The organism is uncultured Eubacterium sp. (assembly GCF_937958975.1).
Taxonomy (GTDB): domain Bacteria; phylum Bacillota; class Clostridia; order Lachnospirales; family Lachnospiraceae; genus Eubacterium_G.
Genome location: NZ_CALGRE010000052.1, coordinates 42,015 through 55,052, shown reverse-complemented (window position 1 = coordinate 55,052; position 13,038 = coordinate 42,015). Strand labels below are relative to the sequence as shown.

The following is a 13,038-nucleotide window of genomic DNA, read 5'->3' as shown; positions in this document are numbered from 1 at the left end:
TACCGCAGGTGACACAATTATCGGTGCTGACTCTCATACATGTACATATGGTGCTCTTGGAGCCTTTTCCACAGGTGTTGGAAGTACAGATATGGCGGCCGGAATGGCAACAGGTAAGGCATGGTTTAAAGTTCCATCTGCCATTAAGTTTAATTTGACAGGAAAGCCTGCAAAGTGGGTCAGTGGAAAAGATGTCATTCTTCATATTATCGGTATGATTGGAGTTGATGGGGCGCTATATCGTTCTATGGAATTTATGGGAGATGGTGTTCAATATCTGTCTATGGATGATAGATTTGCCATGACAAATATGGCAATTGAAGCCGGTGGGAAAAATGGTATTTTTGTTGTAGATGAACTGACAAGAGAATACATGAAAGAACATTCCACAAAAGAATTTACAGTATATGAACCGGATGCAGACGCAGAGTATGATGAGGAATATACAATTGATTTAAGTGAACTAAAACCGACAGTTGCATTTCCGCATCTTCCGGAAAACACAAAAACGATTGATAATGTAGGTGATGTAAAGATTGACCAGGTTGTTATTGGTTCATGTACTAATGGAAGAATTGAAGATATGAGAATAGCAGCGAAAGTTCTTGAAGGAAGAGAAGTTAAGAAGGGAGTAAGATGTATTATTTTTCCGGCTACACAGGCTATTTATTTACAGTGTATTGAAGAAGGTCTTGCCTCAATTTTTATAAAAGCGGGTTGTGCTTTAAGCACCCCTACATGTGGCCCGTGCCTTGGAGGTCACATGGGAATTTTGGCAAAGGGAGAGAGAGCAATCGCAACAACAAATAGAAATTTTGTAGGCCGTATGGGAGACCCTGAATCAGAAGTTTACCTGGCAAGCCCGGCAGTGGCAGCCGCAAGTGCAGTTACAGGAAAAATTTCGGGACCGGAAGAATTAGGATTATAGGAGGTATATATGAAAGCAGAAGGAAGAGTTTTTAAATTTGGAAGTAATGTAGACACAGATGTTATTATTCCTGCAAGATATCTTAATGTACCGGATGCGGCAGAACTTGCAAAACACTGTATGGAAGATATAGATAAAGAATTTGTAAATAAAGTAAAAGAAGGGGATATTATTGTAGCGGATAAAAACTTTGGATGTGGTTCGTCGAGAGAGCATGCTCCGATTGCTATTAAAGCGGCAGGAGTGAGCTGCGTTATTGCAGAGACTTTTGCCAGAATTTTTTATCGTAACGCTATTAATATCGGACTTCCTATTATAGAGTGTCCGGAGGCTGCAAAAGGAATTGAAGAAGGAAATGAAATTGAAGTAGACTTTGACAGCGGAAAAATTTATAATAAGACAAAAGACGAAGAATATCAGGGACAGGCGTTTCCGGAGTTTATGCAGAATATTATTAGTAATGGCGGATTGATAAATTACATAAATAATAAATAGTAAGGAGAAAAGGATGAAAGAGATACTTTATAAGAGCACACGAAGTGAAGAGGGAACACTGAAAGCATCAGAGGCTATTTTAAAAGGGTTAGCAGACGACGGTGGTTTATTTGTACCTTTGGAAATACCAAAACTTGATGTAACAATTGAAGAGTTGTCTAAGATGACATATCAACAGGTTGCATATGAGGTTATGAAATTATATTTTACAGATTTTACTGAGGAAGAATTAAAGAATTGTATTAATAAGGCATATGATTCTAAATTTGATACAGAGGAGATTGCTCCGTTAGCTGAAGTTGACGGTGCTTATTATCTGGAATTATTTCATGGCAAGACAATTGCATTTAAGGATATGGCATTATCAATACTGCCTCATCTTCTTACTACATCAGCCAAGAAAAATAACGTAAAAAATGAAATCGTAATCCTTACAGCTACGTCAGGAGATACCGGAAAAGCCGCTATGGCAGGCTTTGCGGATGTAGAGGGGACAAGAATTATTGTATTTTATCCACATGGCGGTGTTAGTCCGATTCAGGAAAAACAGATGGTAACCCAGAAGGGGGATAACACATATGTTGTGGCGATTGAAGGAAACTTCGACCAGGCACAGAGTGGCGTAAAAGCAATTTTTGGGAATAAAGAACTTGCCAAAGAAATGGACGAAAAAGGATTCCAGTTCTCGTCAGCAAATTCTATCAATATTGGACGTCTTGTTCCACAGGTAGCTTACTATGTTTATGCTTATGCTAAGTTATATGCGGAAGGGAAATTGGCAAAAGAACAGAAAATGAATGTGGTAGTACCGACAGGAAATTTTGGAAATATATTAGCCGCTTATTATGCAAAAAATATGGGACTTCCGATTGGAAAGTTGATTTGTGCTTCTAATGAAAATAAAGTATTATTTGATTTCTTTCAGACAGGTGAATATGATAAAAATAGAGAGTTTATTCTAACAACATCACCATCGATGGACATATTGATTTCAAGTAACCTTGAGAGATTAATTTATAAGATTGCAGGAAATAATGCGGTAAAGAATAGAGAATTGATGACAAGTCTTACAACAGATGGAAAATATGAGATTACAGATGACATGAAGGCTGAACTTGTTGATTTTTATGGAAACTATGCCACAGAAGAAGAAACAGCAGCTATCATAAAAGAAACATATGAGAAGACAGGTTATGTAATGGATACACATACGGCAGTAGCTGCCAGCACATATAAGAAATATGTTGTAGAGACAGGTGATAAAGAAGTGACAGTGATTGCTTCCACTGCCAGTCCGTTTAAATTTACCAGAAGTGTTATGAATGCCATTGATTCTAAGTATGATGCACTTGGAGATTTTGAATTAGTAGATGAATTATCAAAGATTGGAAATGTAGACATTCCAAATGCTATTGAGGAAATTAGAACAGCAGAGGTTCGTCATAATAACTTAGTAGAAGTGGACGGAATGGAAGACATTGTTAAGAAATTTTTAAGCATATAGTAATAGAATTACTGATACAAAAAGAGATTGGTCTTAAGAGTCAAAGCTTAAAACCAATCTCTTTTTGTATAAAAATGAATAGTGGCTTATTATTAGAAAATTTGTTATAATATATAAGTTATTTTTGAAATGTAGGAGATAGGTTATGAACAATTTTTTTGGTATGCTTGCCAGAATGAAATATATAAATCGCTGGGGGTTGATGCGTAATACAATTTCGGAAAATATTGCAGAGCATAGTCTTCAGGTGGCTGTGATAGCCCATGCGCTCGCTGTGATTGGAAATACATATTGTGGGAAGGAGCTAAACGCAGAGCATATTGCTATGTTGGGAATTATGCATGATTCAACTGAGATTATTACAGGAGATTTACCGACACCTATAAAGTATTATGCTCCTGAAATCAGAGATGCTTATAAGAAAGTGGAGAATATTGCAGCAAATCAGCTCTTGTCAGAAATTCCCGAAGAAATGCAGAGTGCCTATGAAAATATTTTGCTTGAAGATGAAAGTATTTCCTGGAAATATGTAAAGGCAGCCGACAAGCTTTCTGCATATATTAAATGCATAGAAGAGAAAAATATGGGAAATACAGATTTTAAAAAGGCAGAAGAAACACTTAAAAAATCGGTAGAGAATATGGAGATGGAAGAAGTAGAAATTTTTATGGAAAAGTTTTTACCATCATATAATATGACATTAGATGAAATTAACAAATAGAGGAGTTTCATGGGAAAATCAGTATTTATTGCAGAAAAGCCCAGTGTGGCTGCCGAGTTTGCAAAGGCGCTAAAACTTAATACTTCCAGAAGAGATGGCTATATGGAAAGTGATAATGCCATTGTCACATGGTGTGTTGGACATTTAGTCACTATGAGCTATCCGGAAGTTTACGATGAAAAATACAAAAAATGGAGTTTACAAGACCTGCCGTTTATTCCGGAGGGCGAGTGGAAGTATGAAGTGATTCCGGCGGTAAAAAAGCAGTTTGGAATTGTAAAAGGTATTTTAAACAGAGATGATGTCGACACGATTTATGTATGCACCGACTCTGGGCGAGAGGGAGATTACATATATAGATTAGTAGCTCAGGAGGCTGGAGTTACAGGAAAAAAAGAAAAACGCGTATGGATTGACTCACAGACAGAGGAAGAGATTCTGAGGGGAATCAGAGAGGCAAAGGATTTGAGTGCGTATGACAATTTGTCTGATGCGGCATATTTAAGGGCAAAGGAAGATTACTTGATGGGAATTAATTTTTCAAGGCTTCTTACTTTAAAATATGGTAATTCAATTCAAAATTATTTGAAGAGTGGTTGGAAATCTATCAACGTAGGACGCGTTATGACTTGTGTTTTAGGTATGATATGTAATCGTGAAAGAGAAATTAGAAATTTTGTGAAAACACCATTTTATCGTGTTTTGGCGAATGCAGATATTTCAGGAAGAAGTATAGTTACCGAGTGGAAAGCTGTCAAAGGTTCAAAGTTTTTTGAAACACCGTTTTTATACAAAGAAAATGGGTTCAAGGAAAAAACTACGGCTGAGGCATTAGTGAAAGCTTTAGAGCTTCACAAACCGGAACAAAACAACGGGCAGATATATCCTTTAGAGATGACAATCAAGTCAATTACAATGAAGGATGAAAAAAAACAGGCGCCATTGCTCTATAATCTTGCTGAATTACAAAATGATTGTTCTAAGATGTTTAAAATAAGTCCGGATGAGACTTTGAGCGTAGTACAGGAATTGTATGAGAGTAAGCTGGTGACTTATCCGAGAACAGATGCAAGAGTATTATCTACGGCAGTTGCAAAGGAAATACATAAAAATATCGGTGGATTACAGAATTATCAGCCATGTGGGAACTTCGCTCTCAATATATTGAAAGAAGGTTCTTATAAAGGGATGGAAAAGACAAAATATGTAGATGATAAAAAGATAACAGACCATTATGCAATTATTCCAACAGGACAGGGACTGAACGGATTATCCAGACAAAAGGCGATAAATCAGAAAGTGTATATGGTTATCGTAAGGCGTTTTTTAAGCATTTTTTATCCGCCAGCGATTTATAAAAAGGCAACTCTGACGGGAATTATGCCTGCAACATTTTCAGACGGAGGTACAACAACAGAACAGTTTTCCTCTAATTTTAAAATATTGGTACAAAAAGGGTATTTAGAAATTGCCGGAGTGCCGAAGGAAAAGAAAAAGGCATTAGCTACAGAACAAAAAGGTACACAGGAAAAATCCGATGATAACCAAAATGAAAATAAGGAAGAAAGTCTGGATGAAGAGTTTTTTAATCTTTTGCATAATATGTCAAAAGGTGATAAAATTCAAATAACCGGAACAGAGATAAAGGAGGGTGAGACATCACCACCAAAAAGATATACATCAGGTTCGTTAATTCTTGCTATGGAAAATGCAGGACAGCTTATTGAAGATGAGGACCTTAGAGCGCAAATAAAAGGTTCAGGAATTGGCACAAGTGCTACAAGGGCTGAGATTATCAAGAAACTGGTAAATATCAAATATTTATCTTTAAACAAAAAAACACAGGTTATCACGCCTACACAGTTGGGTGAAATGATTTTTGGGGTAGTGCATGGCTCAATTAAGTCATTGCTTAATCCGGAATTGACTGCCAGTTGGGAATTGGGGCTTACTCAGGTGGCAGAAGGTCAGATTACGTCAGAGGAATATATGCAGAAGTTAAATGATTTTATTAGAGGCAGATTTAACAATGTTATTCATCTGAACAATGCAGGACAGATGACCGGTTATTATAACTATGTAGCGCAATTTTATAGGAGGAAGAAATAATGTGTGGTATCGTAGGATATGTTGGGGAGAGAGATTGTACAGATGTGCTGTTAGACTCGTTATCAAAGCTTGAATATAGAGGATATGATTCAGCTGGAATTGCAGTTTTTGAAAATGGACAGATTTCTGTTGAAAAATCAAAAGGCGAATTGAAAAATTTAAGAGATAAGATAAAAGAAAACCATAAGCCGGATGGACATTGTGGAATAGGACATACCAGATGGGCAACTCACGGAGAGCCGTCTGACATTAATTCTCATCCTCATGGGAGTAAAAGAGTATCTATTGTCCATAATGGAATTATTGAAAATTATAAAGATATAAAAAATTTTCTTGTTGGAAAAGGGTATACCTTTGTAAGTGAAACCGATACAGAGACAGTGGCAAAATTATTAGATTATTATTATACCGGCAATCCGGTAGAGGCTATTATTAATGCTTTAAATGATATCAGAGGGGCTTATGCACTCGGCATTATTTTTAAGGATTTTCCTGATAGAATATTTGCTGTAAGAAAAGACAGCCCGTTGATTATAGGAGTCGGAGAGGAAGAAAACTTTATTGCCTCAGATGTTCCGGCAATTTTAAAATATACGAGAAAATATTATTTGCTGGAAGAAAATGAAATAGCAACAATTAAAGAGGACAGAGTTGAGTTTTGTAATATACACAGACAGCAGCTTACAAAGGAAATTCAAGAGTCAAACCTGGATATGGATGCTGCTGAAAAAGGTGGATATGAACATTTTATGCTAAAGGAAATTCATGAGCAACCTACAGCTGTGAAAACGACAATAGCGCCAAGAATTGTAAATGGTATGCCGGATTTATCTGAATGTGGTCTTACAGCAGAAATGTTAAAAGGATATAGAAAATTATTTATTGTTGCATGTGGAACTGCCATGCATGCAGGGATGGTTGGAAAATATGTCATCGAAAAATTAGCAAGAACAGAAGTAACTGTTGATATTGCATCAGAGTTTAGGTACAGGGACCCAATTGTAACGCAGGAAGATTTAGTTATCGTTATTTCGCAGTCAGGTGAGACTGCTGATACCAAAGCTGCGCTGCATTTAGCGCATGAAAAAGGTGCGAAAGTGCTATCTATTGTAAACGTAAAAGGTTCTTCCATTGCAAGAGAGTCTGATATGGTAATTTATACACATGCAGGTCCGGAGATATCGGTTGCTTCTACAAAGGCATTTTCTGTACAGATGGCAGTAATGTATCTCCTGGCATTTGAACTGGCATATGCAAAGGGGTGTATTGATGAGAATGAATGTAGAAGACTGACGGACGAATTGCAGAAGATTCCAGAGATGATTCAAAAGACGATGGGATGTGAAGATAGATGTAAATATGTAGCAAGCAAGCTTATTACGGCGACAAGTCTTTTATATATTGGAAGAGGGCTTGACTACACGCTTAGTATGGAGGGTTCTCTGAAATTAAAAGAAATTTCATATATTCACTCAGAAAGCTATGCGGCAGGAGAGTTAAAGCATGGAACGATATCATTAGTGACAGATGGTATGCCGGTGATTGGTGTAGCTACACAATCAGATTTATTAGAAAAAACTGTCAGCAACATTATGGAAGTTAAGTCGAGAGGCGCATTTACAATAACGGTTTGTAAAGAGGGAACAGAATTTAGCGAGGGTGTTATGGATGAATTAATTGAAGTTCCTGCGCTTGAGGATGTTTTGATGCCAATGCTTACGGTAATTCCGTTGCAGTTAGTAGCTTATTATACTACCGTTCTCAAGGGATTAAATGTTGATAAACCAAGAAATCTGGCAAAATCAGTTACAGTTGAGTAAATATTAGTCTGGTTTACAGTGAAAGGATTATAAAATGAAGATTACAGAAATGTATGATTTGAATGAAACGATTGCCTCAGGACTGTTTGAGGGAAAGGAATATCCTTGGGAGGTTCTATCTGATATTGGAAATTATATTTTAAAAATAGGACCTACGCTGCCGAAAGAGGAATTTCAATATCGTGAAGGAGATATTTGGATTCACAAATCGGTAACGATAGCAAAGACGGCAACATTAAATGGACCACTCATTATAGATGCAGATACAGAGGTCAGACCGGGAGCGTTTATCAGAGGGAATGCAATTGTTGGAAAAAACTGTGTTGTTGGAAATTCTACAGAATTAAAAAATGTTGTGTTATTTAATACGGTTCAGGTTCCACATTACAATTATGTGGGAGATAGTATTCTTGGAACACATTCTCATATGGGAGCAGGTTCTATTACATCAAATGTAAAATCTGATAAGACTTTAGTTATAGTGAAAAACGGTCATGAAAAGATTGAGACAGGTTTGAAAAAATTTGGTGCCATGATTGGTGATTATGTAGAAGTGGGATGTAATTCTGTTCTGAATCCGGGAACGGTTGTTGGAAGAAATACAAATATCTATCCATTGTCCAGCGTGAGGGGAGTAATTCCGGAGAACAGCATTTTTAAGAATAAAGACAGTATTGTTCAGAAATTTTAGAAAGAAGCTATTTGCCGATAAAAGATTGGCAAATAGCTTCTTGTTATTATATGTGAAAAAGTAAGGTGATAACAATCTTAAGTGTACACTTTATAAAATAAACATATTATGAAAAAGTTGTTAAATTCTTGACATTCATTGTGAATAATGAGATAATCGATGGCAAATGGTTTTTTAAAATGTTAACAAACCTGCATTATCAGGTTTAATATAATTAAATTAGGAGGACTAAAAATGTCAACAAAAGCAAATTACAAAATTGACGAAATTGGTGCTGGTAAAGTAGGATTTTCTAAGACAAGAACAATCATTGAGACAGCATTTTATGGTAACAATGTTGTTAAAGTAAACACTCTTAAAGAAGCCTATAATTTAGCGAAAAATTCTCCGGGAACAATTGTAACAGATATGCCTGTTTACAGAGGAGAAGAATTTGGTCTTGATAGTGATGCAAAGGTATTACTTTTCAATGATGGTGCAGTAACAGGACGTTACGCTGCTGCTCGTAGAATTAAAGGAGAGCCGGGCGTAGATGATACAAAACTTGATAAGGTAGTAATGGATGCAGTTTACAAAACACGCAATACAAAAATGTATCATGCAACATGTTTTGTAGGACTTGACCCTGAATTTATGGTAAAAGCTCATCTTCTTATTCCAGAAGGAGAAGAAAATTTACTTTACAACTGGATGTTAAATTTCCAGTATCAGTCAGATGAATATGTAAAGATGTATAAAAATTCAAAACCGGTAGGTGATGGAAAAGAACCTGATATTTACATATTCTCGAATCCACAGTGGATGCCGACAGAAAGTCCGGATGTAGATTATAGTTGTTTGAGTGACCCTCTTACACTTTGCTATTTTGATACAGACGAGAACTGTGCAGCCATTCTTGGTATGAAGTATTTTGGAGAACACAAGAAGGGTACGCTTACAATGGCTTGGGCTCTTGCCAATAGAAATGGATATGCTTCATGTCATGGTGGACAGAAAGAGTATTTATTAGAAGATGGTTCAAAATATGTTGCTTCTGTATATGGTCTTTCAGGTTCAGGAAAATCAACACTTACACATGCTAAGCATAATGGAAAATATGAAATCAAAGTTCTTCATGATGATGCTTTTATTATCAATACAGATACATGTGCATCTGTAGCATTAGAGCCTACATATTTTGATAAGACAGCAGATTATCCAACAGGATGCCCTGATAATCAGTATCTTTTAACAGTACAGAACTGTGGCGCAACAATGGACGAGGATGGAAAGATTCAGTTAGTGACAGAAGATATCAGAAATGGTAACGGACGTGCAATTAAGTCAAAGTTATGGTCACCAAACCGTGTAGATAAGATTGACGCACCAGTAAATGCAATCTTCTGGATTATGAAAGATCCTACAATTCCACCGGTAGTTAAGTTAAAAGGAGCTTCTCTTGCAGCAGTAATGGGAGCAACACTCGCAACAAAGACATCTACAGCAGAGCGTGTTGCAGCCGGTACAGATATGAATGCACTTAGAATTGTTCCTTATGCTAACCCATTTAGAACATATCCATTGGTAAATGATTATGTTAAGTTTAAGAAGTTAGTAGAAGAGAAGAACGTTGATTGTTATATTATTAACACAGGTGATTTCATGGGTAAAAAGGTACAGCCAAAAGACACACTTGGAATCCTTGAAACAATCGTAGAAAAGAGAGCAGAATTTAAGGAGTGGGGTCCATTATCTGATATAGAAATCATGGAATGGGAAGACTTCAATGCAGACTTAAATGATACTGATTACAAAGCAGCACTTAAGGCAGCAATGGAAAACAGAGTAAAAGCCATTGAAGGATTTGCAACAAACAAAGAAGGATATGATAAACTTCCTGACGAAGCATTAGAAGCAGTCAAGAAAGTAGTAAATGAACTTGCGTAAGCATTAAGCCATGCAAGAATAAAAAAGGAAAGATGCGAAGAAAGCTTGCTTTCATGAGCATCTTTTCTTTTTTATTCTTATAGGGCGAAAGCCCGTTCACCGAGAAGAAGCGAAGCATATTCGAGGTGAAGCATGGCTTGTTTCCACCTTGCCGAAATTACACAAATTTTGCCATACAAAAATTATTGCAAAAATTCTACTCATACTTTATAATAGAGTTACCTGAAATGTTTGAAATACCTGTCAATTTTGAACCTACAGTTTGATAAAAGGGATTCCTATATTTCTAGAGAGATGTCAGGCCTCAAAGTAGTGGACTTCAGAACTTTAGATGCGGTTGCCCACCTGGCGTTTGCTAGGACTCAAAACACAGGAGCGGCATTTCGGGTATACATAAGAAAAATAAGAATCACCAGAAGCGACATTAGCCGTATTCTGGGATTATATGTGGCATCAAAAGTAATTCAGCAAGCGAATTATTTTTCCTTGTCGCTTATACAAAAAAACGCAGCATAAATATGCTGCGTTTTTTCTTTTATGTTTCGACAGAAAATGATATTGCCTTGCAAAGTTCTTTGTCTTATTTGAAGATGAAAAGGCAGATAATAAACAAAGTGTCCTTGATTCCGATGGGTATCGAAGACACTTTGTTCTTCGAAAAAATGTTTTATAAACTAAAATAGGGGGGAGTATGAAAAAGATAACGTTATTAGTAACGCTGGTATTTTTATTTACAATTGTAATAACGGGAATAAAATGTCAAGAGGTACTTCAAAAAATAAGTGGAATTGATAAAGCAGAACCGGCAGCAAAAGTTGTTAAAGAACAGGCGACAGAAATAAAAAAGGAAAATGCAGGAGAAAAAAGTAGGAGTGTCAGAGTAATAATAATGAAGGATAATTATACATCGATTTATCACACTGATATAAAATTGAAGGCAAAAGCACTCACGATTTTTTATGATAAAAATTATAGCAACCAGAAGAGATGTAAAACAGCAAGTATTAGTGCAGAGAGTAAATATTTTGACAATAATAATGTATTAAAGGTTTCTTCCGAAGGAAAAATCAAGTGGGAAGGACATAACATAGAACATGATTCGCCGGAGTACAGTGGAATGTTTTACATATATAAGACTGGAAGTGGCCTTGTTGTAGTAAATCAGGTAGATATAGAAAGTTATATTGCCGGTGTAATATCCAGTGAAATTGGTGAGCAGGCGCCAATGGAAGCATTAAAAGCACAGGCAGTATGTGCCAGAAATTTTATTATAAAATCGAAAGCGGAAGAATATAAAAAGTATGATGCCATAGCAGATGACAGTACAAACTTTCAGGTATATAACAGGATAAGACCGGGAAAGAGATGTGAGCGGGCGGCAAAAGAGACAAAAAATATTATAATGAAATATAAGGGAAAGGTAATAAGGGCATACTATTTTTCAACATCATGTGGATATACAACAGATTATAAAATTTGGGGAAAACAAAAACAAAAGTATTTAAAGGGGAGTAACCTGACAAGAAGAGATACTATAAATTATCAGGATAACAATGAATTTAAAAACTTTATAACAAAGAAACCAAGAGGTTATGAAAAGGATTATCCATATTACAGATGGACTATTTATTTATCATCAGAGCAGATAGAAAATTCAATTTATAAGACAATGGGGGTAAATGTTGGGAAAATACATAATATTGAAGTAAATAGCAGAGGAACCGGTGGAATTGCATCTCAGATTACAGTATATGGTGAAAAGCGGCAGATTGTAATGCAGAATCAAAATGAAATCAGGAAAGCATTGTGTTCGTGTTACGGAAAACTACATTTAAGTGATGAGCAGGTGAGAAATGAGATAGAAATGCTTCCAAGTGCATTTATTTATATTGAAAAAATTACTGATGAACGAAATGGGATAGGATATAAAATCTATGGTGGAGGTTTCGGACATGGAAGCGGTATGAGTCAGAATGGAGCGATAGAACTGGCAAAAAAAGGTCTGTCATACAAAAAAATATTGAAGAAATTTTATTATGGAATAAAATTTTCTTCAATATAATATAAATTAGACGAACATTCCATACAATGAGGAATATATACGGTAAAGATAAGCAGATGGCTTGTCGGCAATAGCATAGGTGTAATGAAGTGCAGGGTAATAAAAAGCTCTGCATTTCGTTTAAACACTATGTGGAATTATATTCAATGGAGTGGTATATTGTTAATGTTGTTGTAAGATAAAGATAGGAGTTTGTGGAGGATAAGAATTTGAAAATTATAGAGGTAAAAGATAGAACTGCATTCTTGATAGAGCAATTATTAAATGTGTGGGAAAGTTCTGTAAAAGCAACACATCTCTTTCTATCGGAGGATGAAATAGAAGACATTAAGAAGTATGTACCACAAGCATTAAAAGAAATACCTTGTTTAATCATCATAGAAAACAAAAATGAAATTCCTGTTGGTTTTATGGGGATTGTCGAGCAACATCTTGAAATGCTCTTTATCTCTCATGAAGAAAGGGGAAAAGGATTAGGAAAAAAATTGCTTAAATATGGAATAGAAAAACATTCAGTTAATGATTTAGCAGTTAATGAGCAAAATCCTCTTGCAAAAGGTTTTTATGAACATATAGGATTTAAAGTTTATAAAAGAACGGAGTGTGATGAACAAGGCAATCCATATCCTCTTTTATATATGAGATTAGATAGATAAATTTCAATAAGATAGTATATGTATACAGCCTGCTGATACATTGCTCTCTTATTAGCTTTGAAAAGTGTCAAAGATATAGGCGGTACAGAATAGAAAAGTATTCCCTATTTATCCTTGCTTTGGGGT

The 13,038-nt window shown here is 35.8% G+C and carries 10 protein-coding genes and 1 other RNA gene; all 11 read left to right on the top strand.

Annotated features, from left to right (window positions below; genetic code table 11):
- A partial coding sequence (locus Q5O86_RS09790) for a 3-isopropylmalate dehydratase large subunit (protein WP_302626964.1) occupies positions 1–928 on the top strand: 928 nt, incomplete at its 5' end.
- A 9-nt stretch (positions 929–937) separates the two neighbouring features.
- The gene (gene leuD / locus Q5O86_RS09785; RefSeq protein ID WP_302626963.1) at positions 938–1,423 is read left to right on the top strand and encodes a 3-isopropylmalate dehydratase small subunit; all 486 of its coding nucleotides are present in this window, start codon (positions 938–940) and stop codon (positions 1,421–1,423) included.
- A 13-nt stretch (positions 1,424–1,436) separates the two neighbouring features.
- The gene (gene thrC, locus Q5O86_RS09780) at positions 1,437–2,927 is read left to right on the top strand and encodes a threonine synthase (RefSeq protein ID WP_302626962.1); all 1,491 of its coding nucleotides are present in this window, start codon (positions 1,437–1,439) and stop codon (positions 2,925–2,927) included.
- Between the two features lie 145 nt (positions 2,928–3,072).
- Positions 3,073–3,648, top strand: coding sequence for a 5'-deoxynucleotidase (yfbR, locus tag Q5O86_RS09775; protein WP_302626961.1), 576 nt, complete (start codon positions 3,073–3,075; stop codon positions 3,646–3,648).
- Positions 3,649–3,657: 9 nt separating this feature from the next.
- On the top strand, positions 3,658–5,757 hold the full coding sequence (locus Q5O86_RS09770) for a DNA topoisomerase (protein WP_302626960.1): 2,100 nt from the start codon (positions 3,658–3,660) through the stop codon (positions 5,755–5,757).
- The gene (glmS, locus tag Q5O86_RS09765) at positions 5,757–7,577 is read left to right on the top strand and encodes a glutamine--fructose-6-phosphate transaminase (isomerizing) (RefSeq protein WP_302626959.1); all 1,821 of its coding nucleotides are present in this window, start codon (positions 5,757–5,759) and stop codon (positions 7,575–7,577) included. Before Q5O86_RS09770 ends, glmS begins: the two co-directional genes overlap by 1 nt.
- 34 nt (positions 7,578–7,611) lie before the next feature.
- Entirely contained in the window at positions 7,612–8,268 is a 657-nt protein-coding gene (locus tag Q5O86_RS09760) for a UDP-N-acetylglucosamine pyrophosphorylase (protein WP_302626958.1), read from the top strand.
- 234 nt (positions 8,269–8,502) lie between these two features.
- Positions 8,503–10,194 carry a phosphoenolpyruvate carboxykinase (ATP) gene (locus Q5O86_RS09755; protein WP_302626957.1) on the top strand — a complete coding sequence of 564 codons (1,692 nt, stop codon included), beginning with the start codon at positions 8,503–8,505 and terminating at the stop codon, positions 10,192–10,194.
- Between the two features lie 216 nt (positions 10,195–10,410).
- Positions 10,411–10,588, top strand: a non-coding RNA gene (ssrS, locus tag Q5O86_RS09750) — 6S RNA.
- 297 nt (positions 10,589–10,885) lie between these two features.
- Positions 10,886–12,256: a SpoIID/LytB domain-containing protein gene (locus Q5O86_RS09745; protein WP_302626956.1), complete on the top strand. Its 1,371-nt coding sequence runs from the start codon at positions 10,886–10,888 to the stop codon at positions 12,254–12,256.
- Positions 12,257–12,465: 209 nt separating this feature from the next.
- A complete protein-coding gene (locus tag Q5O86_RS09740) occupies positions 12,466–12,912 on the top strand; it encodes a GNAT family N-acetyltransferase (protein ID WP_302626955.1) in 447 nt (148 codons plus the stop codon).
- The last annotated feature ends 126 nt before the right edge of the window (positions 12,913–13,038 follow it).

Coding starts and splice junctions, on each gene's coding strand:
- leuD (WP_302626963.1), top strand. CDS start 938: ATGAAAGCAGAAGGAAGAGTTTTTAAATTTGGAAGTAATGTAGACACA.
- thrC (WP_302626962.1), top strand. CDS start 1,437: ATGAAAGAGATACTTTATAAGAGCACACGAAGTGAAGAGGGAACACTG.
- yfbR (WP_302626961.1), top strand. CDS start 3,073: ATGAACAATTTTTTTGGTATGCTTGCCAGAATGAAATATATAAATCGC.
- Q5O86_RS09770 (WP_302626960.1), top strand. CDS start 3,658: ATGGGAAAATCAGTATTTATTGCAGAAAAGCCCAGTGTGGCTGCCGAG.
- glmS (WP_302626959.1), top strand. CDS start 5,757: ATGTGTGGTATCGTAGGATATGTTGGGGAGAGAGATTGTACAGATGTG.
- Q5O86_RS09760 (WP_302626958.1), top strand. CDS start 7,612: ATGAAGATTACAGAAATGTATGATTTGAATGAAACGATTGCCTCAGGA.
- Q5O86_RS09755 (WP_302626957.1), top strand. CDS start 8,503: ATGTCAACAAAAGCAAATTACAAAATTGACGAAATTGGTGCTGGTAAA.
- Q5O86_RS09745 (WP_302626956.1), top strand. CDS start 10,886: ATGAAAAAGATAACGTTATTAGTAACGCTGGTATTTTTATTTACAATT.